The following is a 26,681-nucleotide window of genomic DNA, read 5'->3' on the forward strand; positions in this document are numbered from 1 at the left end:
GGCCTACTTTCCGAGGGTCTGGCCGGCGACGAGGGCGCCGAGGGCGATGGTGAAGCCGGCGATCTGCCAGGGGGTGAGGGTCTGCCCGAGGATGAGCAGGCCGGCGAGGGTGGCGACCATGGGGTTGGTGAGGCCGAGGAGGGAGACGGAGGTCGGGGCGAGGCGGTCGATGCCGCGGAACCAGAGGTAGTAGGCGAGGGCGGTGCCGAAGGCGCCGAGGTAGACGAAGCCGGCGGTGTTCTGGAGGGTGAGGGCGGGCGGGGGGCCTTCGAGGAGGGCGAGGGGCGCGAGGACGAGGCCGCCGATGGTGAGCTGCCAGCCGGTCATGACGAGGGGCGATTCGGGGCGGCCCCACTTCTTGGCGAGGACGATCGCGGACGCCATCAGGCTGGTGGCGGTGAGCATCGCGAGGATGCCGAGGGGGTCGAGTGCGGCGTCGCCGGTGAGGGTGAGGAGGGCGACGCCGCCGGTGCCGGCGAGGGCCGAGTAGAGGATCGCGCGGGACGGCTTGACGCCGAGGACGCCGAGGGAGAGCAGGGCGACGAGGAGGGGCTGGACGGAGCCGATGGTGGCGGCGACGCCGCCGGGGAGGCGGTAGGCGGCGAAGAAGATCAGCGGCATGAACGCGCCGAAGTTCAGCATGCCGAGGACGGCGGTCTTCCACCACCAGGCGCCCTTGGGGAGGCGGCGGGTGACGAGGAGGAGGACGAGCCCGGCGGGGAGGGCGCGGAGGGCCGCGGCGAGGAGGGGGCGGTCGGGTGGCAGGAGCGTGGTGGTGACGACGTAGGTGGTGCCCCAGCTGGCGGGGGCGAGCGCGGCGAGGCCGAGGTCGCCCAGGCGGGGGTTCAGGGCGCGGGGCGCGGTGATGACGGCCATGATGTCTCCTCATTGATAATCTCAATGTTGAGATAACACCATGGCCGGTGCTCAACGTCAAGCCTCTTAATGTTGAACTATCGGCGGCGGCTCACCTCGTAGAGCGCGATCCCGGCGGCGACGCCCGCGTTGAGGGACTCCGCGGTGCCGGGCATCGGGATCGTGACGAGCATGTCGCAGGTGTCGGCGACGAGGCGGCCGAGGCCCTTGCCCTCCGAGCCGACCACGAGGACGAACGGGCCCGCGGCGACCTCGAGGTCGGCGACGGTGACGCCGCCGCGCGCGTCCAGTCCGGCGACGAAGCAGCCGGCCTTCTGGTACGCCTTGAGCTGCCGGGTCAGGTTCGTCGCCTGGGCGACGGGGACGTTCGCGAGGGTGCCCGCTGACGCCTTCCAGGCCCCGGCGGTGACGCCGGCGGCGCGGCGCTCGGGGACGACGACGCCGGACGCGCCGAACGCGGAGGCGGAGCGGACGATCGCGCCGAGGTTGCGGGGGTCGGTGATGCCGTCCACCGCGACGATCAGGGGCGCGGTCCCCTTGAGGAAGTCGTCGGGGTGCGCGTACCGGTAGGGCCGCACCTGGAGGGCGATGCCCTGGTGGACGGCGCCGTCGGTGAGCCGGTCGAGCTCGTTCTTGCCCGATTCGAGCAGCGGGATCCTGCGGTCGGCGGCCAGCTGGGTCGCCTCGCGGACGCGCTCGTCGGTGCCGGAGGTGACGTAGAGGGCGGTTCCGGGCACGCCGGCGCGGAGCGCCTCCAGCACGGGGTTGCGCCCGGTGACCAGCTCGGGCACCTCGCCGTTGGCGCGGCGGGCCCCGGCCGGACGGGACGGGCGGGCGGGGCCGTCGGCGGGCTTGCGAGCGCCCGGCCCGACGGTGGGCGTGCCGGTGCGCTTGGCGTTCTTGACGGCCCGGGCCTTCTGGCGCTTGCCGTGCCAGTGCCGGTCCTCGGCCTTCGGTGTGGGTCCCCTGCCCTTGCCCTTGGCCATGGTCCTGCCCCTCGCGACGTCGCTGAAATCGAACGTCCCAGTTTATCCGGGCGACCGCGGGCTCAGGCCTTCTTGAGCTCCCAACGGGCGCCGTGGGGGGTGTCCTCGACGACGATCCCGGCGGCGGCGAGGCCGTCCCGGATCGCGTCGGCCGCCCCGTAGTCCTTCCGCGCGCGCGCAGCCTGCCGCTGTTCGAGCGCGACGCCGACGAGCGCGTCGACGACGGGCCGCAGGTCGTCGTCTCCGGCCCGCGTCCAGGCGAGCGGGTCGAGGCCGAGGGCGCCCGCCATCGCCCGGACGGCCGCGAGGTGCTCCCGGACGTCGGCGCCGTCCGCGAGCGCGCCGTTGCCCTCGCGGACGGTCTCGTGCAGGACGGCGAGGGCCTGCGGGACACCGAGGTCGTCGTCCATCGCGGTCGTGAACGCGGCGGGGATCGCGCCCGGTTCGACGGGGCCCGCGACCTCGGTGGCGCGGGTGACGAAGCCCTCGATCCGCTGGTAGGCGGAGACGGCCTCGGCGAGCGCGGTGTCGGTGTAGTCCATGAGCGAGCGGTAGTGCGCGGCGGCGAGGTAGTACCGGATCTCGGCAGGCCGGGCCTTGCCGAGCAGGTCGGGCAGCAGGACGACGTTGCCGATCGACTTGCTCATCTTCTCGCCGCCGACGGTGAGCAGGCCGTTGTGCAGCCAGTAGCGGGCGAAGCCGTCGCCGGCGGCGCGGGACTGCGCGATCTCGTTCTCGTGGTGCGGGAAGATCAGGTCGACGCCGCCGCCGTGGATGTCGAACGTGGACCCGAGGTACTTGGTCGCCATCGCGGAGCATTCGAGGTGCCAGCCGGGACGCCCCTCGCCCCACGGCGTCTCCCAGGATGGTTCGCCCGGCTTCGCCCCCTTCCAGAGGGCGAAGTCGCGGGGGTCGCGCTTGAGGCTCTCGTTGGGCGTGTCACCGGCTGACCGCATGCTGTCGAGCCGCTGGTTGGACAGCTCGCCGTAGTGCTCCGCCCACGACTTCACGTCGAAGTACACGTCGCCTTCGGCCGCGTAGGCGTGTCCGGCGTCGATCAGCCGCCGCATCAGCACGATCATCTCCGGGACGTGCCCGGTGGCGCGCGGCTCGATCGTGGGCGGGAGGCAGCCGAGGACGTCGTAGCCGTGGTTGAACGTGCGCTGGTTGCCCTCGGCGATCGCGAACCACGGCACGTTCCGCTCCGCCGCGACCGCGATGATCTTGTCGTCGACGTCGGTGACGTTGCGCGCGAACGTCACGTCGTAGCCGGAGGCGCGGAGCCAGCGGAGCAGGACGTCGTAGATGACGCCGGAGCGCAGATGCCCGATGTGGGGTGCGGCCTGCGGCGTGGCACCGCACACGTACATCCCCACACGGCCCTCTTCCAGGGGCTCGAACGTGCGGATGCTACGGGTACCGGTGTCGTAAAGGCGCAGACTCACAGGCCCAGGTTATGGGATCGGGGACTACCCGCGCGGCCACGACGGCAAGACCGCGCGGCCCGCGCGGGCGGCTCCGCGCTATCCGTCTCCGGCGAGCCCCGCGATGCGGGCCCGCAGGTAGCGCTGTTCGGGGAGGCTGGTGGTGGTGCGGGCGGCGCGCCGGTACTCCTCGCGGGCGGCGGGCAGGTCGCCGGCCCGCTCCAGCAGGTGGGCGCGGACGGCCGCGAGCCGGTGGTGCCCGGCGACGCGGTCGTCGCCGTCCAGCTCGGCGAGCCGGTCGAGCCCGGCGCGGGGCCCCTCCACCATCGCGAGCGCGACCGCCTCGTTGAGGGTGACCATCGGGTTCGGCGCCAGATGGGACAGGACGCGGTAGAGCGCGAGGATCTGCCGCCAGTCGGTGCCGTCCGCGTGCTCCGCCTCCGCGTGCACGGCGGCGATCGCGGCCTGCAACTGGTACGGGCCGGGCGGCGACCAGGTGAGCGCGTCGGTGACCAGTTCGGTGCCCTCGGCGATGGCCGCGCGGTCCCAGCGCGTCCGGTCCTGCTCGGTGAGCGGGACGAGCGTGCCGCCGGGCCCGCTGCGGGCGGCGCGGCGCGCGTCGGTGAGCAGCATGAGCGCGAGCAGCCCGGCCGCCTCGCCGTCGCCGGGCAGCAGCCGGTGCACCTCGCGGGCCAGCCGGACCGCCTCCGCGGTGAGGTCGGCCCGGTGCAGGTCGGGCCCGTTGGTCGCGGTGTACCCCTCGTTGAAGATCAGGTACAGGACGTGCAGGACGGCCCGGACGCGCGCGTCCCGCTCGTCCGGCGGGGGCGGGACGAACCGGGCGCCCGCCGCCTTGATCTTCTGCTTGGCCCGGCTGATCCGCTGCGCCATCGTCGCCTCGGGCACCAGGAACGCACGGGCGATCTGCTCGGTGGTGAGCCCGCCGACGGCCCGGAGGGTCAGCGCGACCTGCGACGACGGCGTCAGCGCGGGGTGGCAGCAGAGGAACAGCAGGGTGAGCGCGTCGTCCCGGTCGGCGGGCCGGTCGGCGTCGGCGGGCTCGGCGGCGGGCGGGGCCTCGCGGGCCGCGACCGCCTCGCGGTCGCGGCGGGCCCGCTCGCTGCGCCACCGGTCGGTGAGCCGCCGCGCCGCGACGGTCACCAGCCAGCCGCGCGCCCGCTCGGGGACGCCCTCCGCCGGCCACTGGACGGCCGCGGCGAGCAGCGCCTCCTGCACGGCGTCCTCGCACGCGTCGAACGCGCCCGCGCCGTACCGCCGGACGAGCGCGCCCAGGACCTGCGGCGCGAGCGCCCGCAGCGCCTCCTCGATCGTCGCGTCCGCCGCCGGAGAGGGCGTCCCCGGGGCCGTCACATCTCCGTCCCGGACTCGCCCATGACCGCCCGGACCTCCATGTACCCGCCGAACCGGAGATCCGGCCAGCGGGACGCGATCTCCACGGCGCGCTCGAGCGTCTCGCAGTCGACGGTGAGGTATCCGGCGAGGTGCTCCTTGGCCTCCAGGTACGGCCCGTCGGTCACGACGGGCGGCGCCCCGGCCGTCCCGGCCGTCCCGGCCGCGCGGACCGTCCGGGTCTCGGACGGGTCGACCAGCGCCTCCCCGCCGACCCACTCGCCCGACTCCGCGAGCTCCTTCATGATCGCGTCGACCTCGCCGAACAGCGCGGTGCGCTCGTCCTCGGTCAGCTCCTCGACGAAACCGAGCCGGTTGTGGATCAGCAGCATGTACTTCATGATCGTTTCCTTCCTGTGTGCGCCGCCGGTGCTCGGCGGCCGGCACCGAAGGATCGGACCCGGGACCGCGTCCTCGACATTCCCGGCGAACTTCGTTCAGAAATTCTCGTGCAGCGCGCCGACCTCGGCGCACAGGGCCGTGAACGCGAGCGCGTCCGGCACCTGGCCGGCCAGCGCGGCCAGCGTCGCGCCCGGCGCCGTCACGGACACCAGCCCGTTGTCGATCACGACGTCCTGGACGGACTTCCACGGCAGCCGCTCGCCGTCCTTCTCGACCCCGTCCAGGTCGACCGCGAACGGCCCGACCCGCACGATCTCCCCCGTCCGGACCGCTTCCAGGTGCCGCGCGACCGTCCGTCCCGCGACCTCCTCGGCGACCGCCTCGCCGAGCTCCCGGACGTCCGGCAGCGGGTCGCCGAACCGCAGGACGCGTCCGTCCGCCGCGACCACCGCGAACCGCCAGCGGACGCGCGCACCGTACTGGACGCCGGACACCGTGACCGACTCCAGTTCGTCCCACGCGTACCCGGCGGCGCCGCCCCGCACACGGACCGCGACGCCTCCCGTGTGCAGGTCCGCCACGCGGATGCCCGACCACAGGCCGTCCCGTCCGGCGATCCAGCCCGCGGCGCCCGCGTAGAACATGCCCAGCAGCGCCGCGGCCGTCCCCAGGCCCCACCGGGCGGTGACCATCGCCCACACCGCGAGCGGGATCAGCGCCGCCGTCGCCAGCACGGACGCGACCATCCAGCCCAGCGCGGCGCGGCGGGCCGGACGGGCGTCGAACGTCCGGACGGGCGCGCCGAGCCGTCCCCCGGAGACCACCATCGCGCTACCCCGCCGGACGACGCCGGACCCGCGGGCACGCGGGCACCCCGCACCCGCGACCTGCTGCACGCTGCACGGGACCGCCCCTCCCTGATGAACGTTTCTCCATACCGTACGTCGAGGCCCATAACGTACGCAGCGCGAGATGATCACGGTGAAGTGGGCAGTCCGGAGCGCCCGGGCTGGCTAACCTCGCTGGAGATCACCCTCCAGGCGCACTCCCCGGAACGAGAGCCATGCCAACCGACCGCGTCCCGTCCGTCACCGTCCGCTCCGGCGGCCCACGCTACAGCCGGGCCCAGCGCCGGCTGCTCACCGCGGCCGCCGGGCTCGTCGTCGCCGCGCTCGCCGCCGGCGCCTTCGCGCTCACCTACGACACGCTGCGCGACCTGGCCGTCTCCGGACGGGTGGACGACCGCTGGGCGCCGATCTACCCGGCGATGGCCGACGGCCTGATCACGATGACCCTGCTGTCGCTCGTCGTCACCCGCGGCGCCCGCTGGTGGACGCGGCTGCTGCGCTGGACCCTGCTCCTGCTGCTCGCCGCGGGCGTCGCCGCCCTCGCCGTCCAGGACGCCGTGTGGGGCCTGGACCCGCTGCCGGACGAGCCCGTCCGCGCGGGCGTCGCCGTGGCCCCGCACGTCATGCTGGTGCTCGCCGTCTGGCTGTGGCTCACGATGTTCAAGCAGATCCGGCTCGCGCGCCCGGCGGGCGAGGCCGTCGAGATCGTCGAGACCCAGCGCGGCCACGTGAAGGTCCTGCCCGCGCTGGAGGCGCCCGCCGGGGAGGCGGGCGAGGCGGGTGGCGTGCCGGCGCTGGAGTTCGCGGGTGACGCGGGCGAGTACCGGGACGAGTACCTGGGCGAGTATCCGGGCGATGACGGCCCCGCACGGCCGTCCGGCATCGACATCCTGCCGGGCGTGACGCCGGTGGCGGCCGTGCCGGAGGCCCCGCCGGGAGAGCCGCTCGGGGGGCTGTCCGAGGGGCCGCCCGAGGGGCCGCCCGAGCGGTCGCCCGAGGGGCCGGCCGAGCGGTCGCCCGAGGGGCCGGCCGAGGGGCCGGCCGAGCGGTCGCCCGAGCGGCCGGCCGAGCGGTCGGCGGTCGCCCCGCCCGGAGGGTCGACGGTCGGTCCGCCCCCAGGGCCGGTGGTCGGCGCGCCCCCGGGGCCGGCGGCAATCGTCCCGCTCTCGGGGGCCGACCCGAGCCTTGCAGCGGCCCCCGCTCCGCGCCCTGCACCGGACGAGTTCCCGTTCGACGAACCGGAACCCGTGCTCGACCGAGCGCCCGAACCCGCGCGCCCGCACGCGGACGAGCGCGCGCGCGGGACCGGCCGGGCGCTCGAGGCCCCCGCCGGACACGAGCACACGCCGCACGATCGCACGTGGGCCGACGTCCCCGCGCAGGAACGCGAGGGCTCGCACGGGCGGGGGGCTTCGCAGGAGCGTCGCGGGGCCGCAGCGGACGAGGAACCCTGGCCGGACCACGAATCCGCACCGGCACGCGAGACCGCCCCCGTCTACGAATCGTCGCAAGGGCGCGAGGCGTCGCGGGAGGACGCGGGCGAGGCGGAGCACGAGGCGCCCCGGGAGCACGCGCGCACGCCGGGGTACGAGCCCACGTGGGCCGATGAGCCCGCCGCCGAGCGCGAACCCGAACCCGAGGAGCGGCCGCGTCCCGTCCCGGCCCTGCTGCCCACCGACGTCGAGGTGGCGCGCGCCGCCGGGCGCCCGCCCCGCGAGGCGCGCCCGCTCACCCGCACGACCAGGCCCGACATCGCCGTCCCCGGCGTCGACGATCACGACTCCGAGACCCCCGACGCCGACCGTCCCGAAGATCCCGACGCCGGGGTCGAGGACCCGGACGACCGCTGGGAGCCGCACCCGCCGCCGTCCAACAACTTCCGCAGCGGCCCCACCCCGCCCGCCGACTGACACCGCCGCCCCCGCCCCACCCGAGGCCCGGTCGACAGCGAACGCCCGCAATGCGCCATGCCGCCCGTCCCGGCCCCGGTCCCCGGCGAGCACAAGCCCGCCGCAGCGGCGGCGGGCTTGTGCTCGCCGCCGCTGCAGCGCGAACGCCAACACCACCCACGCCCCGCCCCATGTCCCTGACCCCCGATTCGGGCACACCGCAGGCCGCACGACCGCACGACGCCCCGCACCCCGCGGGACGCCCCGCCCTGCCGCCCCCTCGCCTCGCCCCGGCGCCTTCGGGGGGCGCAGACCGGTAGGAGCGCCGGGCCGGGCTCGTTGGCGGGCGGGCTCGTGGGTAGGTCTCGGGCATGTCGTTCGAACGGCTCGTCGACGACGCCGCGCTCGACTCGGCCGGTGCGCCCGTGGCCGAGGTGCTGCGCGCGTACCGGGCGCTCGCCGCGTGCCCGGCGACCGGACGGCTGCGCTGCCCGGTCGCGCGGATCGGTGAGCTGCGGCGCCACCTGGTGCCGGAGGACCTGCTCGATCTCGCGGTCGTCGCCGACGCCGGGACGGACGTGCTGCCGCGCGTCCTGGACGGGGTGCGCGGCGAGCCGCGGGTGCGGCCCGCGTCGGTGCACGTCGCGCTGCCGCCGGGGGCCGACCAGGCGCGGGCGGCGGCCGTGGCGATCGCGCGGCTGCCCCGGGACGCGCCGGTGTTCGTCGGCGTCCGGTACCGGGCCGGGCGGCGGGCGGCGCTCGACCGGGTCGCGGCGGCACGGGCGCGGGGCGCGCCGCTCGGGGCCGAGTTCCGGGCGGAGGACGCGTCCGAGTTCGTCCCGGCATGCCTGGAGCGCGGGCTGCCGTTCACGTGCACCGCCGAGCGGTCGTCGCCCGGCCTGCTCCTGCGGGTGCTGCGGCTCGCGGCCGGACGCGCGGCGGGCGGGCGCGGCGAGCCCGCGGCGGTGCGGCGGGCGCTCGTCGGGTTCGCGGTGCCGGATGTGGCCGCGCTGCTGCGGGATCTCGATGATCGCGGGCCGGTCAGAACGCGCGGCAATGGGGAACACCTGTCTCCATGACGACCGAATCGTGGGTGGAGAGCGCCGCGGACGGCGGGTTCGGCATCGCGAACCTGCCGTACGGGGTGTTCTCGCGGCCGAGGGAGTTGCCGCGCGTCGGGGTGGCGATCGGCGACCGGGTGCTGGATCTGGCCGGGCTGGCGGCGGACGGGCTGATCGACGGGCGGCGGCGGTTCGCCTCGGGCTCGCTGAACGCCTTCATGGCCTCGGGACGCCCGGCATGGCGGGCGAACCGCGACAGGCTGGTCGAGCTGCTGACGGACGCGGGGTTCCGGGAACGGGTGGAGCCGCATCTGGTGCCGGTGCGGGACGTCGAGCTGCTGCGGCCGTTCGAGGTCGCGGACTACGTCGACTTCTACTCGTCCGAGCATCACGCGTCGAACGTGGGGCGGATGTTCCGCCCGGACCGGGAGCCGCTCGGGCCGAACTGGAAGCGGCTGCCGGTCGCCTACCACGGGCGCGCGGGGACGGTGTTCCCGTCGGGCACCCCGATCGTGCGGCCGTCCGGGCAGCGGGCGGCGGGCGAGGACGGGCCGTCGTTCGGGCCGTCGCTGCGGCTGGACTTCGAGGCGGAGGTCGGGTTCGTGGCGGGGGTGCCGTCGGGGACGGGACGGGGCGTGCCGACGTGGGCGTTCCGCGACCACGTGTTCGGGTTCGTCCTGGTGAACGACTGGAGCGCGCGGGACCTGCAGGCGTGGGAGTCGCAGCCGCTCGGGCCGTTCCTGAGCAAGTCGTTCGCGACGTCGGTCTCGCCGTGGGTGGTGCCGGTCGCGGCGCTGGAGGCGGCGCGGGTGCGGCCCCCGGCGCAGGATCCGGAGCCGCTGCCCTACCTGCGGTGCGACGAGCCGTGGGGGCTGGACCTGCGGCTGGAGGTGCTGATCAACGGGCGGGTGGCGGCGCGTCCGCCGTTCGCGTCGATGTACTGGACGTCGCCGCAGCAGCTGGCGCACGCGACGGTGAACGGGGCGCCGCTGCGGACGGGCGACCTGTTCGCGTCCGGGACGGTGTCGGGTCCGGAGCGCGGGCAGCGCGGGTGCCTGCTGGAACTCGGCTGGAACGGCCGCGAGCCGCTGGAACTCGGGGACGGCATGAAACGGACGTTCCTGGAGGACGGCGACACGGTGACCGTGCGGGCGTCGGCTCCGGGTGCGGGCGGCGCGACGATCTCGCTGGGCGAGGTCTCCGGGACGGTGCTTCCGCCGCCGTGATCAGCGCGGGACGACGAGGGCGTTCGCGATGGCGGCGAGTCCTTCGCCGCGGCCGGTCAGCCCGAGCCCGTCGGTGGTGGTGGCCGAGATCGACACGTCGGCGCCCGCGAGGGCCTCGGCGAGGGTCTTGGCGGCCTCGTCGCGCCGCCTGCCGATCTTCGGGCGGTTGCCGATGACCTGGATCGCGACGTTGCCGATGTCGTACCCGGCCTCGTCGACGAGGCGCCCGACCTCGCGCAGCAGCGTCACGCCGGACGCGCCGGACCAGCGGGGATCGTCCGTCCCGAAGACGGCGCCGAGGTCACCGAGGCCGCACGCGGACAGCAGCGCGTCGCAGGCGGCGTGCGCGGCGACGTCCCCGTCGGAGTGCCCGGCGAGGCCGTGGCCCTCGCCGGGCCATTCCAGCCCGGCGACCCGCAGCGGGCGCGGCTCCGACGAGAACGGGTGGACGTCGACTCCGACGCCCACCCGGGGAAACCGTGCGCTCAACTCAGCCGGCCAGGACCTCGTCGAGCAGCGCCTCGGCCTTGTCCTCGTTGGTCTTCTCGGCGAGCGCCAGCTCGCTGACCAGAATCTGCCGCGCCTTGGCGAGCATGCGCTTCTCACCGGCCGACAGGCCGCGCTCCCTGTCCCGGCGCCACAGGTCGCGGACGACCTCCGCGACCTTGTTCACGTCACCGGACGCGAGCTTCTCAAGGTTCGCCTTGTACCGGCGCGACCAGTTGGTGGGCTCCTCGGTGTAGGGTGCGCGCAGCACCTCGAACACCTTCTCCAGACCCTCCTGGCCGACGACGTCACGGACACCCACGTCCTCGACGTTCTCAACCGGAACCTGTACTGTCAGGTCGCCCTTGTCGACCTTCAAGACCAGATAGGTCTTTTCCTCACCCTTGATGGTGCGAGTCTCGATGGCCTCGATCCGAGCAGCCCCGTGGTGGGGGTAGACGACGGTGTCGCCGACCTGGAAAGTCATGTGACAAGTACCCCTTCCGCTAGAACCAGGATAGCACGGAAACGAACGAGGCCGTACCGACCTTGGCAGCATATGTGCAGGTCAACCGCCATATTGGAGCATTGACAAAGCTCGTTGATGGTGCATCGGCCCCCTGTTCCGCCCACCGAGCGCGTCCGTCCGGTGACTCCGCCGCGGCCCGAACGCCCTTACCTGGCGGGCCGCGCGGACGGCAAGACCCTTGCCGGGAAGGGTTCTGCGCTTCGCCCGCAAGCGCCCCATACTGGAAGGTGAGCCTGCCGCGTGGCGCGGGTACGAAGCGCCGGAAGGGCCCAAAACGGGACACCACGATTTCCCGAGGAAGGCGGACGACGGTCACCGGCGGATCGAGGATGGTGATGCTGGCGTGAGGTCGGACGGCGACCCCGACCCGGACGACTACGGGCTGCCGCGAGTCGACATCGTGGTGCCCGACGACGCCCGCGAACTCGACCGCGATGTCCTCGCCTACCGCCGCGAGGAGCGCCGCCGCCGGCGCCGGGCACGGCTCCGCCGGATCACCGGCCCGTTCACCCGCTTCGGCATCGCGGTGCCGCTCATCGCGGGCGCGCTGCTGGTGGCGCTGGTCAGCGGGGTGCTGATGACGGCGTTCGGCCCGCAGCCCGCGCCCCGCCCGACGACCGCGCGGCTCGCCCCGAACCCGACCGCGAGCGCCGGGCGGGAGGGCGGCCTGCTGCCCGCGGGCACGGTCACGATGGCGGACGGGACGGCGAAGCCGACGCGCGAGATGCGCCCCGGGGTGATCGGCATCGTCCCGCCGGGCTTCCGCTGCGGCGCGCTGATCGCCGAACTCGCCGCGCAGACCGCGGCGCCCCGGCTCAACTTCTGGCTCGTCGCCGACCCGCGTCCCGCCGACGGCCGCGAGCCCGTCGCGGTGAAGGACGTCAAGAAGTGCGCGGGCACCGCGCACCAGGGCGCACCGCTGGTCGTCGAGGACGAGCGGGGCCTGCTGGCCGCCGCGTACGCGCCGGAGCCCGGCACCGCGCTCACCGCGGTCCTGGTCAAACCGGACGGCATCGTCGCCGATGTGGTTCCGGATCCGAATCCGGGCACGGATCTGAACCAGAAGATCAAGGACCTCACCGTCGGCTGACACGCGTATGACACGCGCACGGATGACACGCGCACGCGCGCGTGTCGGCACCCCGAGGCGGGGTCGGCGGCCTGGCATCGCTACGCTTCCCCTGGCGCATCTCGCGCCGATCTTCCGATCTCAACGCCATATTCCTCGAGGAGTCCGACGCCGTGATCCGTAAGAGCCGTCGAGTGGTCACGCTCGCCGTCGCGGGCGCCGTCGCCATCGCGCCGGTGATCTCCGGCTGCGGCGCCGGCAAGACACCGCAGAGCGCGATGCCCACGCGCCTCACCGAGGGGATCAACGCGCAGCTGCCCGCCGACGGAGCCGCGCAGATCTCCCTCCGCAACATGTTCCTCCTCGGCCCCGAGCCGACCTCGTCCGTGCCCGCCGGTACGTCGCTGGCGCTCTACGGCCTCCTGATCAACCAGGTCGAGGGCAAGGCCGACGAGCTCGTCTCGGTCAGCTCGCCGCTGTTCTCGGGCGCCCGGATCGAGGGCGGCTCGCTGGACCTGCCGGGGGCGAGCCCGGACGGCGAGGGCGGCGTGGCGAAGCTGCTCGGCCAGGGCACCCCGACCCCGGGCCCGACCCAGCAGCCCGGCGGCGGGCAGGGCGGCGGGCAGACGCCGACACCGGACCCCACCGGCCCCGGCGCGACCGAGTCGCCCACCGGCACGCCGACCGGGACGCCGACGGAGCAGAACACCGCCGAGCCGCCCGCGTCGCCGCCGCCGACCGGCACGGCGCGCCCGCTGGTGGTCCTCCAGGGACTCAAGCAGCAGCTGATCGCGGGGCAGCCGGTGCCGGTCCGCCTGCAGTTCCGGAATGCGGGCGCGATCGAGCTGGAGGTCCCGCTCGTCCTGCGGGAGCAGGCGTACGCGACGTACCCGCTGGCCAGCCCGGCGCAGCCGACGCAGCAGGGCAGCCCGACCCCGCGCCCGGGCGGCGGGCAGACACCGGATGGCACGGAGACCCCCGGCGGCACGGAATCCCCCGGCGGCACTGAGTCCCCCGGCACCGAGCAGTCCCCGGGCGGCACGGAGACCCCGGCCGCCGGTGAGGGCGCCGCGGGCGGTCACTGACCGGCGAGCGCGCGCGGCGCGGGCGCCCTCCGGGGCGTCCGGCCGCCGGTCCCGCAGGCACGCGCCATCGCACGCCCGCACCACCGCACCACCGCACCACCGCACACCGCGCCACACCGCCCCTCGAACCGGGCGGACGAGACGCGCGAAGAGGCCCGGACGGCGATCCACTCGCCGTCCGGGCCTCTTCGCGTCGGTCGGAAAACCCGGGGCCGGAGCCCGGGGCCGGAGCCCCGGGCGGGAACCCGGGGCCGATCAGGGCTCGAACTTGTAGCCCAGGCCGCGCACGGTCACGATGTAGCGCGGCGTGGACGGCGTCTCCTCGATCTTGGCGCGGAGCCGCTTGATGTGGACGTCCAGGGTCTTGGTGTCGCCGACGTAGTCCGCGCCCCACACCCGGTCGATGAGCTGCATGCGGGTGAGCACGCGGCCCGCGTTGCGCAGCAGCACCTCCAGGAGCTCGAACTCCTTCAGCGGGAGCTGGACGCCCTCGCCGCCGACGCTCACGACGTGCCGCTCGACGTCCATCCGGACGGGGCCGGCCTCCAGCGTCGCGGGGACCGGCTCGGGCTCGTCGCCCTGGCGGCGCAGGACGGCCCGCATGCGGGCGATGAGCTCGCGCGGGGAGTACGGCTTGGTGACGTAGTCGTCGGCGCCGAGCTCGAGCCCGACGACCTTGTCGACCTCGCTGTCCTTGGCGGTCAGCATGATCACCGGGACGTTGGACTTCGTGCGCAGCTCCCGGCAGACCTCGGTGCCGGGCAGCCCGGGGAGCATCAGGTCGAGCAGCACGAGGTCGGCACCGTTGCGCTCGAAGATGTCCAGCGCGTCCGGGCCGGAGGCGGCCACCGCCACCTCGAACCCTTCCTTGCGCAGGTTGTACGCCAATGCGTCGCTGTAGGACTCCTCGTCTTCAACGACGAGAACGCGGGTCACGGTGTTGCCTCCCGGGCGGTGTTCAGGGCGGCGGGGACGGGCGGGTCGAGCAACGGGAGCCGGATCGTGAACGTCGACCCGGAGCCCTCCTTGCTCCACACCGTAACGTCCCCGCCGTGTTTGCTGGTGACGTGCTTGACGATGGCCAGACCGAGGCCGGTGCCGCCGGTCTGCCGGGAGCGGGCCGGGTCCACCCGGTAGAACCGCTCGAAGATCCGCTCCACTTCGGCCTCGGGGATGCCGATGCCCTGGTCGGTCACGTTGATCTCGACGAACCGGTCGTCGCGGCGGCGGGTCGACACGACGACGCGGGTGCGTTCGGGGCTGTAGGCGACCGCGTTGTCGACGAGGTTGCGCAGCGCGGTGGTCAGCAGTTCGGTGTCGCCGCGCACCCGCAGGCCCTCGGTGCCGCCGGTGGCCAGCTCGATCTCCTTGCTGGACGCCTTGATCTGGCAGCGGTCGACGGCCTCGGCGGTGACGTCGTCCAGCCGGACCGGCTCGAGGTCGGGCAGCGGCTCGTCGCCCTGCACCCGGGAGAGGGTCATGAGGTCCTGCACCAGGTTGTTCAGCCGGACGGACTCGATCTGCATGCGCGCGGCGAACCGGCGCACGGCCTCGGGGTCGTCGGCGGCGCCCTCGACGGTCTCGGCGAGCAGCGACAGCGCCCCGACGGGCGTCTTCAGCTCGTGGCTCACGTTGGCGACGAAGTCGCGGCGGATCGCCTCGGTGCGGCGCATGTCGGTGAGGTCCTCGGCGAGGGCGAGGACGAGCCCGTGCGAGCCGAGCGGCGCGACGCGCACGGCGAACCAGCGCCCCTCGGCGCGGCCGCGGATGCGGGACGGGACGACCTGTATCTCGGTCTCGCGGATCTCGCCGTCGCGGCGGACCATGCGGGCCATCGCGAGCAGCTCGTCGACGACGAGCCGGTCACCGCTGACCAGGCCGAACGCGCGGGCGGCCGAACTGGCGCGCAGCACCCGGTCCTCGCCGTCCACGACGACGGCCGAGGACCGCAGCACGCTGAGCACGGACGCGATGCCGGGCGGCATTCCGCTCACGGGCGTCACCGGGGCCGCCGTCCGCTGGGCTCGCTCGCTCACGCGCACCGCCAATCCCGTCGCGAGCCCGATGGCCAGCCCGGCAAGCCCGACCAGGCTCGCGACAATCTCGACCTCCACACCAGGGATGTTAAGCGGGCATCGAACCCAAATAGTCCCTACGTGCAGGTCAACACGGTGTCGTTCCCCGAAAGTTCACCTTCTTATACGGACACATTCATGCTGGTGGGGCATGCTATTGCGTGGGCCGGTGCGCCCAGCACGCCCCACCCTCCGACGTTTTCTCCCTGAGGATCCCAATTGCGCGACGCCTACCACGAGGAGCTCGACGCCCTCAGCGACCAGCTGGTCGAGATGACGCGGCTCGTCCGGTCCGCGATGGCCCGCGCGGTGACCGCTCTCCTGGACGCCGATCTGCGGCTGTCGGAAGAGGTCATCAGCGCCGACGACCAGGTCAACAAGATCGACGCCGAGATCGAGCAGACGGTGTTCGACCTGATGGCGCGGCAGCAGCCGGTCGCCGGCGACCTGCGCACCCTCATCACCACGCTGCGGATGAGCGGCGATCTCGAGCGGATGGGCGACCTGGCCGTCCACATCGCGAAGACCGCCCGCCGCCGCCACCCGGAACCGGCCGTCCCGCCCGAGCTGCAGGCGACCGTCCTGGAGATGGGCCAGATCGCCGAGCGCATGATCGCCAAGGCGGGCAGCGTGATCGCCTCCCAGGACGTCGAGATGGGCCTGGAGCTCGACGCCGACGACGACCAGATGGACCGCCTGCACCGGCGGCTGTTCGACAAGCTGCTCTCCCCAAGTGGAAGCACGGCGTCGAGCCGGCCGTCGACATCACCCTCGCGGGCCGGTACTTCGAGCGTTTCGCCGACCACGCCGTCCACGTCGCGGAGAACGTCGTCTACCTCGTCACGGGCCAGCGCCCCGAGGAGATCGACGACGTCGCCGACGTCACCTGACCCGGTCACCGCACACGTCACCGAACCGGTCACGGCACAGGGAACGGCCTCCGGAAAAGCCCGCGCGGGCGGCTCCGGGGGCCGTTACCCTTTCGTAGCCGAATCCGACCACGCACGGAGGGTCAGCGCGGGTGGAGCCGCTGCAGCCGGACGATCCGCGCGCGATCGGCCCCTACCGGATCGCGGCCCGGCTCGGCGCCGGCGGGATGGGCGTCGTCTACCTGGGACGGTCGCGCGGCGGGCGGCCGGTCGCGGTCAAGGTCGTGCACCGCCGCTTCGTCGGCGAGGCCCGCTACCGGGCCCGGTTCCGCCGCGAGGTCGACGCCGCCCGCGCGGTCGCCGGCGCGTTCACCGCGCCGGTGCTGGACGCCGACCCGGACGCCGCCACGCCCTGGCTCGCCACCGCGTACCTGCCGGGCCCGTCGCTGCGGGAGGCGGTCGCGGGGTTCGGGCCGCTGCCGCCGGACGCGCTGCGCGCGCTCGCCGTCGGGCTCGCCGAGGCGCTCGCGGCGATCCACCGCGGCGGCCTCGTCCACCGCGACCTCAAGCCGGGCAACGTGCTGCTGACGGCGGACGGCCCGCGGGTGATCGACTTCGGCATCGCGCGGCCGGACGGCGCCACCGCCATCACCCGCGCGGGCGCGCCCATCGGCACGGCCGGGTACATGGGCCCCGAGCAGGTGCGGGGCGAGCGCGTCGGCCCGCCCGGCGACGTGTTCGCGCTCGGCGCGACGCTCGCGTACGCGGCGTCGGGCGTCGAACCGTTCGGGACGGGCCCGGTGCGCGCCCGGCACCTGCGGGTGCTGACCGGCGAACCGGACCTCGGGGCGATCCCGGCCGGACCGTGGCCGCGCGACCTGCTCGCCGCGTGCCTGCGGCTCGACCCGGCGGCCCGCCCGTCCGCCGCCGGGGTCCTGGACGCGCTCGGACGGCCGGGCGCGGACGAACCGTCCCTGCAGGGCCTCGGGTGGCTGCCCGCTCCGGTGGCCGCCGAGGTCGAGCGCCGCACCGCCGAGATCGTCCCGGCGGCGGGCCCAGCGGACGCGGCGCGCGCGGCGCCGTGGCGGCCGGGCCGCCGGACCGTCATCGCGGGGCTCGGCGCCGGGCTGCTCACCGCCGCCGCGGCGGCGAGCGTCCCGCTCGCGGTCGGGACGGTCGGCGGCGGGACGGCCGATGGCGGGACGGGCGGGTCCCCCGATCCGGCGGACCCGCCGGGGCCGCCGCCGCAGGGCGTCCCGCGCTGGAGGCGGCGGCTCCCCGAGCAGTTGTACGGCCTCGAAGCGACCGACGGCGCCATCCTGGCGACCACCGAAAAGGGCGAGCGCAGGAGCGTTCACGCGCTCGATCCGCGCACCGGCGAGGTGCTCTGGGAGCGCTCGGTCACCCCCGAGATGACCAACCCGATCGCCGGTGGAACCGTGATCCTGGTGGAGAACAAGGGGCAGCGGCTGCGCGCCGTCCGGACCTCCTCCGACGACACCCGGTGGACGTACGATCTCGCGTTCGAGGAGCGCAACGATCCACTGGCGGCGTCCGAACGGCTGGTCTGCTTCGCCACGCGACCGAGCCTCCCCGACGAGCGCGAACGGATCCGCGCGCTGGGCGGGGACGACGGGAAGCGGCGCTGGACGTCCGGTCCGCTCGACGCGCTGCACGCGATCGCCGTCGGCGAGGGCCTCGTGGTGGGGGCGTCGTCCACCGACCTCACGGCGCTGGACGCCGCCACCGGCGAGCGCAGGTGGAACCGCAGGATGGCCCTCGGCGACTTCCTGGTGATCGGCCGGGGGCTGGTCTTCGCCTGGGACCGGCTCGGGACGCTGCACGCGCTGCGGGGCGCCGACGGGCGTCCCGTCTGGAACCGGAGGAACGCGACCGCGCCGTCGAGCCCCCTCGGCGAAGGACACGTGTACCTCGAGGGGACGGACGGCGAGGTCCTCGCGCTCGACGCGGGCACCGGGAACACCGTCTGGTCGCGACGGGTCGCGCGGCTGCCGGACGATCCCCGGCGCCGGTCCACCGGGCTGTGCCTCGACGGAGAGATCTTGTACGCAGCGTGCAGGGACGGCACACTGTACGCATTGGGCGCGGCCGACGGCCGGGTCCGCTGGACCTACGAGGCGGAGAAGGTCCGGCTCGTTCCCCCCGCGACCGCCGCCGGGCTGGTGTGCGTCGTCACCGTGGACGGGCACGTCCGGGCGATCGCCCCGCCGGACTCCCCGCCGGACTCCCCGCCGGACTCCCCCGGAGGATCACGTGCAGGCTCTTGAGCCCGGCGACCCGCGCTCGGTCGAGACCTCGGGAGGCGGGGACGCGCCGCGCGCGTACCGGCTCCTCGCCCGTCTCGGCTCCGGCGGCATGGGCACCGTCTACCTGGGACGGTCCGCCGCCGGACGCGCCGTGGCGGTCAAGGTCGTGCACCCGGAGTTCGCCGCCGACGAGCGGTTCCGGGAACGGTTCCGGCGCGAGGTGGAGCTGTCCGGGACGGTCGGCGGCGGGTTCACCGCGCCGGTGCTCGACGCCGCCCCGGACGCCCCGGCGCCCTGGCTGGCGACGGCGTTCCTGCCCTCGGTGCCGCTGCGCGACGCCGTCCGGTCGTCCGGGGCGCTGCCGCCGGACGCCGTCCGGTACCTGGCGGCGGGGGTGGCGGAGGCGCTCGTCGAGATCCACGGCGCCGGGATCGTGCACCGGGACCTGACGCCCGCGAACATCCTGCTGGCGGCGGACGGCCCGCGCGTGATCGACTTCGGGATCGCCCGCGCGCTGGACGCCGCCACGATCACGAACTCCGAGGCGCCGCTCGGCGCGCCGGGCTTCATGTCGCCCGAGCAGGCCGCCGGGGATCCGATCGGGCCGCCCAGCGACGTCTTCACGCTCGGCGCGACGCTGATGTTCGCGTGCACCGGCCGGGAGCCGTTCGGCGGCGGGACGTGGCACGAGCAGCTGCTCCGCCTGCGGTCCGAACGGCCGCGGTTCGACCGCGTTCCCGACGAGCACCTGCGGGCGCTGATCGCCGGCTGCATGGAGCGCGAACCGTCCCGCCGTCCCACCGCCGCACAGATCGCCGAGCGGATCGGCGAGCCACCGTCCGGTGCGGCGGGCTGGCCGCCCGCCGTCACGGCGGAGATCGGGCGGCGCGCCCGCGAGGCCGAGCGGCCGCCGTCCCCCGCCGGCCGCCGGTTCCCCCGCCGGGCGGGGATCGCCGCGGCCGCCGCGGTCGCCGTCGCCGTCGCCGGGGTCTCGGCCGCCGTCTGGTTCCAGGGTCGCGACTCCGGGACGGACGCCGCGGGCACGCCCGCGCCCGCGGCGCCGTCCGCGACCGTCCCGGCCACGACGGCGTCCCCCGCGCCCGCCGGGCGGCTCCGCCTCATCGTCACCGGCGACGGCGAGGTCGAGTCGCTGACGTACACGGTGAACGGCGAGTCCACGACGGTCGAGAACGTCGACCTGCCGTGGGACGTGGCGGTGCCCATCCCGGCCGACGTCCCGCGGACCGAGTACCGGCTCGAGGTGAAGACCGGCGGCGGCACCGTCCGGTACAGGGCCGAGGTGAACGGCGGTCCCGGTCCGGCGGGGATCATCGGCGGTGGCGGCACGGGCAGCGTCGGCGGCGTCATCTGAGACGGGAAGGGACGGAAACCATGACTCTGGCGGCGTCGGCGCGGAAGGTCGATTTCCTGCCCGCGGGCGGGAGCGGTCTGGCGCACGGGATCCCGCCCGCGGCCCCCGGCACCCTGTTCGTCCAGGGCCCGGAGGGCGGGATGCGCGTCGCACCGGACGCGGGGTTCACCGTCGTCTTCGGGCGGTGCAAGCCCGACGTCCACGTCTGCGTCGGGGCGGCCGACCAGCACGTCAGCCGCCGGCACGGCTACATCCGCCACGACGGCGCGCGCTGGGTGCTGTCCAACTCGGGCAGGCTGCCGATCCGGTTCCCCGACCGGCTCCTGCTCGGCGGCCAGGACGCCGAACTCCCCGCGGAGTACACGCCGCTGTTCATCCTCGGCCCCGACGAGAGGCACCTCCTCGAGACGCGGATCGCCGCCCGGCCCCGCTCGGGGCTCGCGGACCCGCCGGGGACCGGAGCCGCGGAACTCTGCGAAGCCGGAACCGCGGACCGCGACGTCGTGACGCCGGACGACCGGGAGGCGCTGCTGGACGGCCGCGGCCTGGAGAGCGAGGTCGAACACCTCGTCCTCGTCGCCCTGGCCCGCCGCTACCTCGCCCAGGCGCCCAACCCGACGCCGCTCACCTGGGTGCAGGTCGCCGAGGAGATGGCCCGCGTCCAGCCGGACGCGGGCTGGAACTGGCGGCGCGTCGCGCGCGTCGTCGAGAAGGTGCGCAAGCGGCTCAGCCCGCGGATCCCCGGCCTGCTCGAGGAGGAGATCCCGCCGCCGATCGGCAACGCGCTCAACCACAACCTGATCGACGCGCTGCTCGTCCGCACGACGCTCGTCCAGTCGGACCTCCTTCTCCTGGAGGCGCCCGAACGCCCGAACTGATTCAGGTCGTCCGGCTTTCGTCCGTGGGGCTCATGTACGCGTAGACGATAACGTTCTGCGAGTAATGGCCGGTGTCGCGGTCGAAACTCCCGCCGCAGGTGATCAGCCGGGCTTCGGGCCGTCCGGTGGGGCCGTACACGCGGTCGGTGGGGAAATCGTCCTTGGGTGCACGTTCGACGTCGTAGACCTCGAATTCCGGCTTCGTCCCGTCCGCGCGGAGAACGCGGAAAGTGTCGCCCGGCCGCAGGGCGCCGAGCTTGTAGAAGACGCCGGGCTCGGTCTTGGAGTCCACGTGGCCGACGATCACCGCCGCGCCGATCTCGCCGGGCGACGGGCCGTGCTCGTACCAGCCCGTCTCGTCGACCCTGCTCAGCGGCGGGACCTCCAGCTCGCCCGAGGCGTCGACGCCGAGCGCGGTGACCGGGGCGCGCACGTCCCCCTTGGGGATCTCGATGCGTTCCGGGGACGAGCGCGGCAGCGCGCGGACGGGCGCGGACGCGGGCGGTGACGGTGCGGGCGCGACGGCCGCCGGCGGCTGGGGCGGCGCGCCCGGGCCGTCCGGCCGCAGACCGGCGACGCACAGCACGGCACCGGCCCCGATGATGAGGGCGGCCACCCCCTGTCGCAGATGACGGGAGTGGCCGCCGCTGCTGCCTTGCCTCATGCGGTCAGCGGCCCGCCGAGACCCGGCGCCGCGTCGAGAGGGCCAGGCCGCCGCCGAGGACGATCGCGCCCAGGCCGGCGCCCGCCATCATGTAGTCCGGCGTCGAGGCGGTGCCACCGCCACCGGTGCCCACGCCGCCCGACGGGATCTTCTTGACGTAGCGGCTGAACACCCACCCCTTCACGAGGTTCTTCGGAACGCCGGTGCCGCCGAGGATCTGCACGTAGCTCTTGGTGGTCGTGCAGGAGCCGGTGAAGTGCTGGCGGTAGGGAAGCGCACCGATCTTCGTGCCCTGCGGGGTCTTCCGGACGTTCACGCCGTCGCGCGGCGTGACCTCGTAGCGGCAGGTCTTCGGCGCGGCACCGCCGCCGTCGCCGTCCGCGGGCTGGGACGCCAGGGCGGGGCCGGTGACCCCGAGAGCGGTCAGGCCCATTCCGGCCGTGAGCACCGCGGTTCCAATGAGTCGCACTGCTGGTTTCCTCCTGTCGAGTCGTACGCGATCTACGAACACGGAGGAACTGCCCAGACAAAACGGTCAGGCGGTCAATGCTGCATTAGTGTTGCACAAAGATCGTTACCGGTAGCGGCGCAATAACGGTCGTGTCCAGACATTGCGGCCGTCCCCTTTTTGAGAGTCACAAGGCCCTTGCCGATAACTTTTCGGATGCGACGGAAATAGTGGAGTGCATCCCCACAAGTTCACTGGTGTCCACATATGCAGACGAAGGAGCCCGCCGTCCTCCCGGACGGCGGGCTCCTTCGGGATCGCTTCGGCGGGCCCTACTTGCGGCGGCCGCGGCGGCCCTTGCTCTCCGGCTTGTCCTTGCCGGGCGCCTTCGCGTCCCCGGCCTTCGCGGCGGCCGGGGCCTTCGGGGCGTCCTTGCCGCCGGCCGGCTTCTTCGCGGCGCCCTGGTTCTTGACGGCCTCGATGGCGGCCTTCGCGGCGGCCGGGTCGAGGTACTCGCCGCCGCGCTTGAGCGGGGCGAAATCGTCGTCGAGCTCGTAGACGAGCGGGATGCCGGTGGGGATGTTGAGGCCGACGATGTCCTCGTCGGAGACGTCGTCGAGGTGCTTGACGAGGGCGCGCAGGGAGTTGCCGTGCGCCGCGACGAGGACGGTCTTGCCCGCGGCGAGGTCCGGGACGACCGAGTCGTACCAGTACGGCAGCATGCGGTCGATGACGTCGGCGAGGCACTCGCTGCGCGGGATCAGCTCGGACGGCAGCTCGGCGTAGCGGAGGTCGTTGACCTGCGACAGGGGGTCGCCGTCCTTGATCGGCGGCGGCGGGGTGTCGTAGGAGCGGCGCCAGGTCGTGAACTTCTCTTCGCCGTACTGCTCCCGCGTCTGGGCCTTGTTCTTGCCCTGCAGCGCGCCGTAGTGGCGCTCGTTGAGGCGCCAGGAGCGGCGGACGGGGATCCACAGCAGGTCGGCCACGTCGAGCGCGATGTTGGCGGTGCGGATGGCGCGCTTGAGCAGGGACGTGTGCACGACGTCGGGGGTGATGTCCGCGTCGAGGAGGAGGTCGCCGCCGCGGGTCGCCTCGCTCTCGCCCTTCGCCGACAGGTCCACGTCCACCCAGCCGGTGAACAGGCCCTCGGCGTTCCAGACGCTTTCACCGTGCCGGAGCAATACCAGGGTCGCCATGGTGCAGAGCTTATCGGCCCGGTCGGCTAGGTCCGGTTCGCCGGGTCCGCGAAGGAGGCGAACGCCCGCAGGTTGGCGAGGCTCTCGCCGCGCTTGACGCGCCAGTCCCATTCGCGCTGGATCGAGGTCTTGAAGCCGCGCTCGAGGGCCTTGTCGAAGTTCTCGTCCGAGTAGGTGAGGACGCAGCCGAGCAGCCGGTCGATCTCGTCGGGGCTGACGGACGCGAGCGGCAGCCTCCCGACGAGGTGGACGTCGCCGACGTCGTCGAGCGCGAAGCCCATGCCGTACATGTGGCCGTTCTTCTCGAGGAGGAAGCGGTAGAACTCGGCGTGGTTCTCGTCGGGGCGGCGGCAGAAGAACGCCTCGACGTGCAGGCTGTGGTCCCCGACGATCAGCCAGGTCATCGTGGCGAGCTTGCGCTCGCCCGGCAGCTTGACGAAGAAGGCGTTCGGGCGCGGCTCGTCGAACTCCAGCTCGGCGGCCCGGAGCGTCTGCCGGATGGTCTCGACGGAGTTCATGCGGTCTCCCGGTTCGTTCGCACGGTCGTCCGGTTCACACGCCCGGTTCACACGGTCGCCCGCGCGGGGGCGAGGGCGGGCGGGCGGGACATGGCACCGGTATACACGTCGAGGAGCGCCTCGACGGTGGCGTCCCAGCCGAACGCGCGGGCGTGCCGGACGGCGCCGCGGGACAGGCGCGCGTGCAGGGCGGGGTCGGCGAGGCGGCGCAGGACGGCCGCGTAGTCGGCCGGATCGTGCCCGGCGACCAGCACGCCGGACTCGCCGTCGGCGACGGCGGTGCACAGGCCGCCGACGCGGGACGCGACGACGGGCGTGCCGCACGCCTGCGACTCGACGGCGACGAGGCCGAACGACTCGGAGTGCGACGGGACGACGGTGACGTCCGCCGCGCGGTACCAGTCGGCGAGTTCGGTCTGCGGCGCCGGGGGCTCGAACCGGACGACGTCGGAGATCCCGAGTTCGGCGGCGAGCGACTGCAGTCCCTCGGGGCGGCAGCGGGCGGATCCGGACGGGCCGCCGACGACGGCGACGACGAGCCGGGAGCGGAGCGCGGGGTCGTCGCGCAGCATGCGGGCGGCGGCGCGCAGCAGCACGTCGGGCGCCTTGAGCGGCTGGATGCGGCCGACGAAGAGCAGGACGTAGGCGTCGCGGGGCAGGCCGAGGCGGCGGCGCGCGGTGCCCTCGCGGGGCGGGAACGGCTCGGGCCGGAAGAGGTCGAGGTCGGCGCCGGGGCGGACGGTGGCGACGCGGGCGGGGTCGGCGGCGTAGAGGTCGACGAGCTCGCGGGCCTCCTTGCCGGTGTTGGCGACGAGCTGGTCGGAGGACGCGACGACCTGTTCCTCGCCGTGGACGCGGGCGTCCGGTTCGGGCTTGTCTCCGCCCGCGAGCGCGGCGTTCTTGACCTTGGCCATCGTGTGCATCGAGTGGACGAGCGGGACGCCCCAGCGGCGCTTGGCCGTCTGCCCGGCCTGGCCGGACAGCCAGTAATGCGTGTGCAGGAGGTCGTAGTGGCCGGGTTCGTGGGCGGCCTCGACGCGCAGGATGCCGGAGGTGAACCCGCACAGGTGGCGGGCGAGGTCGGTCTTGTCGAGCTCCTCGAAGGGCCCGGCGACGACGTGCCGGACGAGGACGCCGGGCGCGAGTTCGGCGACGGGCGGGAGGGCACGGGAGGTGGCGCGGGTGAAGATGTCGACCTCGACGCCGCGTTCGGCGAGACGCTTGGCGGTCTCCACGACGTAGACGTTCATGCCGCCCGCGTCGCCCGTCCCCGGCTGATCGAGCGGGGACGTATGAAGACTTATCGTCGCAACCCGGTTGATACGACGCGGCACCGGACACCACCTCCGGTAGTGCAACCTATCGACCGCGCCGGGTGTTCCCCGAAGATGGTCTCCAATTGCGACATTCTCCGACAGTGATCGACCTCACCGGGAACCGGCCGGGGGGCACCTGGGAGGCTGGACGCATGCGAAAGACCGCGGTAGTGACCGGAGCGAGCAGCGGAATCGGGGCCGCCACGGCCAGGCGCCTGGCGGCGGAGGGGTTCAACGTCGTCCTCGCGGCGCGGCGCCGGGACCGGCTGGACGACCTGGCGGAGGAGATCGCGCGTGAGGTACCGGGCGCGGGGAGGATCGCGCCGGTGAGGCTCGACGTGACGTCGCAGGAGTCGGTGGACGGGCTCGCGGAGGCGGTGGCCGGCGGCTGCCACGTCCTGGTGAACAACGCGGGCGGGGCGTTCGGGCTGGACACCGTCGCGACCGCCGACCTGGACGACTGGCGCGCGATGTACGAGACGAACGTGCTGGGCCTCGTCCGGGTCACCAAGGCGCTGCTGCCGGGGCTGGTCGGGAGCGGCGAGGGGCACGTCGTGAACATCACCTCGATCGCGGCGCACGACCCCTACGAGGGCGGCGCGGGCTACAACGCGGCCAAGTTCGGCGCGTACGCGGTGAACGAGGTCATGCGGCTGGAGCTGGTCGCCGAGCCGGTGCGGGTCACCGAGGTGGCGCCGGGCCTGGTGAAGACCGAGGAGTTCTCGCTCGTCCGGTTCAAGGGCGACGCCGAGAAGGCCGCCAAGCCGTACGCGGGGGTGCCGGAGCCGCTGGTGGCCGAGGACATCGCCGACTGCGTGGCGTGGGCGGTCACCCGTCCCCCGCACGTGAACATCGACCGCATCGACGTGCAGCCGCGCGTCCAGGCGGCCCCGCACAAGCTGCACCGCGAGGGCTGAGCGGGCCGGGTCAGCGGGCAGGGTCAGCGGGCAGGGTCAGCGGGGCGCGACGGCCGTCCAGGGCAGGGTGACCTCGCCGAGGCGCCAGCGGCGGCGGCCGCCGAAGGGCGGCGCGGTCAGCACGGGGTGCGTGCCCGCGAGCAGCCGCACCGCCTCGATCCAGCGGGCGCGCGGCCCGAACGCCGAGTGCGGCGCGGCGGTCGCCCAGGCGCGGTCGAACGCGGTGAGCAGCGCGTGGACGGGCTCGCCGGGGACGTTGCGGTGGATCAGCGTCTTCGGCAGCCGCTCGGCGAGCGACGACGGGCGGTCGAGGGACGGCAGGTGCGCGGCGAACGTGATCGTGCGGGGGCCGTCGCGGTCGAGGGCGACCCACACGGCGCGGCGCCCGGTCTCCGAGCAGGTGCCCTCGACGAGGACGCCGCGCGGCGCGAGCCGGTCGCGCAGCTCGTCCCAGGCGCGCCACGCGGCGGGTTCGTCGTACTGGCGCAGGACGTTGAGGGCGCGGACGAGGACGGGCGGGCGGGGCACCGGCAGCTCGAAGCCGCCGCGGCGGAACGACAGGCCCTCGTGCGGTCCGGTGGCGGCGAGGAAGTCGAGCCCGGCGGCGACCCGGTCGGGTTCGATCTCGATGCCGACGACGTCCAGCCGGGGCGCGACGGCGCGGAGCCGGGTGTAGAGCTCGAAGGTGGTGACGGGGGACGCGCCGTAGCCGAGGTCGACGGCGAGCGGCCGGACGTCCGAACGGAGCGCGGGGGTCTGGGTGGCGGCGATCCAGCGGTCGATGCGGCGGAGCCGGTTGGGCGCGGTGGTGCCGCGCGTCACTTCCCCCTGCGGCTTGCGCGCCGGCTGCTGCGGTCGGGCCATCGGTCCATCGTCTCGCGCCCACCCTGCCGAATGAGATTCGGTAAGCATTGGGTTACGGTGATGCCG

At 74.3% G+C, this 26,681-nt stretch carries 25 protein-coding genes and 1 pseudogene; 10 read left to right on the forward strand and 16 right to left on the reverse strand.

Going from position 1 to position 26,681, the window contains the following annotated elements; all coding sequences use genetic code 11:
- Positions 1-3: 3 nt before the first annotated feature.
- The 6 genes from F7P10_RS13395 to F7P10_RS13420 form a co-directional block, all read right to left on the reverse strand.
- On the reverse strand, positions 4-876 hold the full coding sequence (locus F7P10_RS13395; protein ID WP_151009635.1) for an EamA family transporter: 873 nt from the start codon (positions 874-876) through the stop codon (positions 4-6).
- Between the two features lie 77 nt (positions 877-953).
- Positions 954-1,862: a 23S rRNA (guanosine(2251)-2'-O)-methyltransferase RlmB gene (rlmB, locus tag F7P10_RS13400; protein ID WP_151009636.1), complete on the reverse strand. Its 909-nt coding sequence runs from the start codon at positions 1,860-1,862 to the stop codon at positions 954-956.
- Between the two features lie 62 nt (positions 1,863-1,924).
- Positions 1,925-3,307 (reverse strand): cysteine--tRNA ligase, encoded by a 1,383-nt coding sequence (gene cysS, locus F7P10_RS13405; RefSeq protein ID WP_151009637.1) that lies wholly within the window; start codon positions 3,305-3,307, stop codon positions 1,925-1,927.
- 78 nt (positions 3,308-3,385) lie between these two features.
- Positions 3,386-4,657, reverse strand: coding sequence for an RNA polymerase sigma factor (locus F7P10_RS13410; protein ID WP_254716590.1), 1,272 nt, complete (start codon positions 4,655-4,657; stop codon positions 3,386-3,388).
- The gene (locus F7P10_RS13415) at positions 4,654-5,037 is read right to left on the reverse strand and encodes a YciI family protein (RefSeq protein WP_151009638.1); all 384 of its coding nucleotides are present in this window, start codon (positions 5,035-5,037) and stop codon (positions 4,654-4,656) included. Before F7P10_RS13415 ends, F7P10_RS13410 begins: the two co-directional genes overlap by 4 nt.
- A 96-nt stretch (positions 5,038-5,133) precedes the next feature.
- Entirely contained in the window at positions 5,134-5,865 is a 732-nt protein-coding gene (locus tag F7P10_RS13420) for a DUF6585 family protein (RefSeq protein WP_151009639.1), read from the reverse strand.
- Positions 5,866-6,101: 236 nt separating this feature from the next.
- Between F7P10_RS13420 and F7P10_RS13425 the strand changes: the two genes are divergently transcribed.
- The 3 genes from F7P10_RS13425 to fahA all read left to right on the forward strand — a co-directional run bounded on the left by F7P10_RS13425 (position 6,102) and on the right by fahA (position 10,062).
- The gene (locus F7P10_RS13425) at positions 6,102-7,796 is read left to right on the forward strand and encodes a DUF2637 domain-containing protein (protein WP_151009640.1); all 1,695 of its coding nucleotides are present in this window, start codon (positions 6,102-6,104) and stop codon (positions 7,794-7,796) included.
- A gap of 350 nt (positions 7,797-8,146) precedes the next feature.
- Positions 8,147-8,854, forward strand: a complete 708-nt coding sequence (locus tag F7P10_RS13430; RefSeq protein WP_151009641.1) for a hypothetical protein — start codon at positions 8,147-8,149, stop codon at positions 8,852-8,854.
- Entirely contained in the window at positions 8,851-10,062 is a 1,212-nt protein-coding gene (gene fahA, locus F7P10_RS13435) for a fumarylacetoacetase (RefSeq protein ID WP_151009642.1), read from the forward strand. Before F7P10_RS13430 ends, fahA begins: the two co-directional genes overlap by 4 nt.
- Here the strand turns inward: fahA and ispF are convergent, their stop codons facing one another.
- Together ispF and F7P10_RS13445 are read right to left on the reverse strand one after the other, a co-directional pair.
- Positions 10,063-10,530: a 2-C-methyl-D-erythritol 2,4-cyclodiphosphate synthase gene (gene ispF, locus F7P10_RS13440; RefSeq protein WP_218040486.1), complete on the reverse strand. Its 468-nt coding sequence runs from the start codon at positions 10,528-10,530 to the stop codon at positions 10,063-10,065.
- 22 nt (positions 10,531-10,552) lie between these two features.
- Positions 10,553-11,035 (reverse strand): CarD family transcriptional regulator, encoded by a 483-nt coding sequence (locus F7P10_RS13445; RefSeq protein ID WP_151009644.1) that lies wholly within the window; start codon positions 11,033-11,035, stop codon positions 10,553-10,555.
- A gap of 385 nt (positions 11,036-11,420) precedes the next feature.
- Here F7P10_RS13445 and F7P10_RS13450 point away from each other — a divergent pair, with 385 nt between their 5' ends.
- Together F7P10_RS13450 and F7P10_RS13455 are read left to right on the forward strand one after the other, a co-directional pair.
- Positions 11,421-12,167, forward strand: a complete 747-nt coding sequence (locus tag F7P10_RS13450; RefSeq protein ID WP_151009645.1) for a hypothetical protein — start codon at positions 11,421-11,423, stop codon at positions 12,165-12,167.
- Positions 12,168-12,319: 152 nt separating this feature from the next.
- Positions 12,320-13,231 carry a hypothetical protein gene (locus F7P10_RS13455; protein WP_151009646.1) on the forward strand — a complete coding sequence of 304 codons (912 nt, stop codon included), beginning with the start codon at positions 12,320-12,322 and terminating at the stop codon, positions 13,229-13,231.
- A gap of 255 nt (positions 13,232-13,486) precedes the next feature.
- On the opposite strand, the gene F7P10_RS13460 is transcribed toward F7P10_RS13455, so the two are convergent.
- Positions 13,487-14,167, reverse strand: coding sequence for a response regulator transcription factor (locus F7P10_RS13460; protein ID WP_151009647.1), 681 nt, complete (start codon positions 14,165-14,167; stop codon positions 13,487-13,489).
- On the reverse strand, positions 14,164-15,345 hold the full coding sequence (locus F7P10_RS13465; RefSeq protein ID WP_151009648.1) for a cell wall metabolism sensor histidine kinase WalK: 1,182 nt from the start codon (positions 15,343-15,345) through the stop codon (positions 14,164-14,166). Before F7P10_RS13465 ends, F7P10_RS13460 begins: the two co-directional genes overlap by 4 nt.
- 180 nt (positions 15,346-15,525) lie before the next feature.
- Between F7P10_RS13465 and phoU the strand changes: the two are divergent.
- The 4 genes and pseudogenes from phoU to F7P10_RS13485 all read left to right on the forward strand — a co-directional run bounded on the left by phoU (position 15,526) and on the right by F7P10_RS13485 (position 20,692).
- Positions 15,526-16,196 (forward strand): annotated as a pseudogene (gene phoU, locus F7P10_RS13470) (phosphate signaling complex protein PhoU).
- Positions 16,197-16,327: 131 nt separating this feature from the next.
- A complete protein-coding gene (locus F7P10_RS13475) occupies positions 16,328-18,463 on the forward strand; it encodes a PQQ-binding-like beta-propeller repeat protein (RefSeq protein WP_151009649.1) in 2,136 nt (711 codons plus the stop codon).
- Entirely contained in the window at positions 18,450-19,814 is a 1,365-nt protein-coding gene (locus F7P10_RS42295; RefSeq protein WP_218040487.1) for a serine/threonine-protein kinase, read from the forward strand. Before F7P10_RS13475 ends, F7P10_RS42295 begins: the two co-directional genes overlap by 14 nt.
- Positions 19,815-19,834: 20 nt before the next feature.
- Positions 19,835-20,692 carry a hypothetical protein gene (locus F7P10_RS13485; RefSeq protein ID WP_151009650.1) on the forward strand — a complete coding sequence of 286 codons (858 nt, stop codon included), beginning with the start codon at positions 19,835-19,837 and terminating at the stop codon, positions 20,690-20,692.
- 1 nt (position 20,693) lies between these two features.
- On the opposite strand, the gene F7P10_RS13490 is transcribed toward F7P10_RS13485, so the two are convergent.
- From F7P10_RS13490 to mshA, 5 genes are all read right to left on the reverse strand, one after another.
- On the reverse strand, positions 20,694-21,308 hold the full coding sequence (locus tag F7P10_RS13490; RefSeq protein WP_254716591.1) for a class F sortase: 615 nt from the start codon (positions 21,306-21,308) through the stop codon (positions 20,694-20,696).
- A gap of 52 nt (positions 21,309-21,360) precedes the next feature.
- The gene (locus tag F7P10_RS13495; RefSeq protein WP_151009652.1) at positions 21,361-21,825 is read right to left on the reverse strand and encodes a hypothetical protein; all 465 of its coding nucleotides are present in this window, start codon (positions 21,823-21,825) and stop codon (positions 21,361-21,363) included.
- A gap of 311 nt (positions 21,826-22,136) precedes the next feature.
- Positions 22,137-23,000: a phosphoglyceromutase gene (locus tag F7P10_RS13500; protein WP_151009653.1), complete on the reverse strand. Its 864-nt coding sequence runs from the start codon at positions 22,998-23,000 to the stop codon at positions 22,137-22,139.
- Positions 23,001-23,026: 26 nt separating this feature from the next.
- Positions 23,027-23,518: a YbjN domain-containing protein gene (locus F7P10_RS13505; protein ID WP_151009654.1), complete on the reverse strand. Its 492-nt coding sequence runs from the start codon at positions 23,516-23,518 to the stop codon at positions 23,027-23,029.
- A 47-nt stretch (positions 23,519-23,565) separates the two neighbouring features.
- Positions 23,566-24,852, reverse strand: a complete 1,287-nt coding sequence (mshA, locus tag F7P10_RS13510; RefSeq protein ID WP_151009655.1) for a D-inositol-3-phosphate glycosyltransferase — start codon at positions 24,850-24,852, stop codon at positions 23,566-23,568.
- Between the two features lie 134 nt (positions 24,853-24,986).
- On the opposite strand from mshA, the gene F7P10_RS13515 reads away from it, so the two are divergent.
- Positions 24,987-25,751, forward strand: coding sequence for an SDR family NAD(P)-dependent oxidoreductase (locus F7P10_RS13515; protein ID WP_151009656.1), 765 nt, complete (start codon positions 24,987-24,989; stop codon positions 25,749-25,751).
- Between the two features lie 36 nt (positions 25,752-25,787).
- Here the strand turns inward: F7P10_RS13515 and F7P10_RS13520 are convergent, their stop codons facing one another.
- On the reverse strand, positions 25,788-26,615 hold the full coding sequence (locus F7P10_RS13520) for a class I SAM-dependent methyltransferase (RefSeq protein ID WP_151009657.1): 828 nt from the start codon (positions 26,613-26,615) through the stop codon (positions 25,788-25,790).
- Positions 26,616-26,681: the final 66 nt, after the last annotated feature.

Source organism: Actinomadura sp. WMMB 499 (assembly GCF_008824145.1).
Classification (GTDB): Bacteria; Actinomycetota; Actinomycetes; order Streptosporangiales; family Streptosporangiaceae; genus Spirillospora.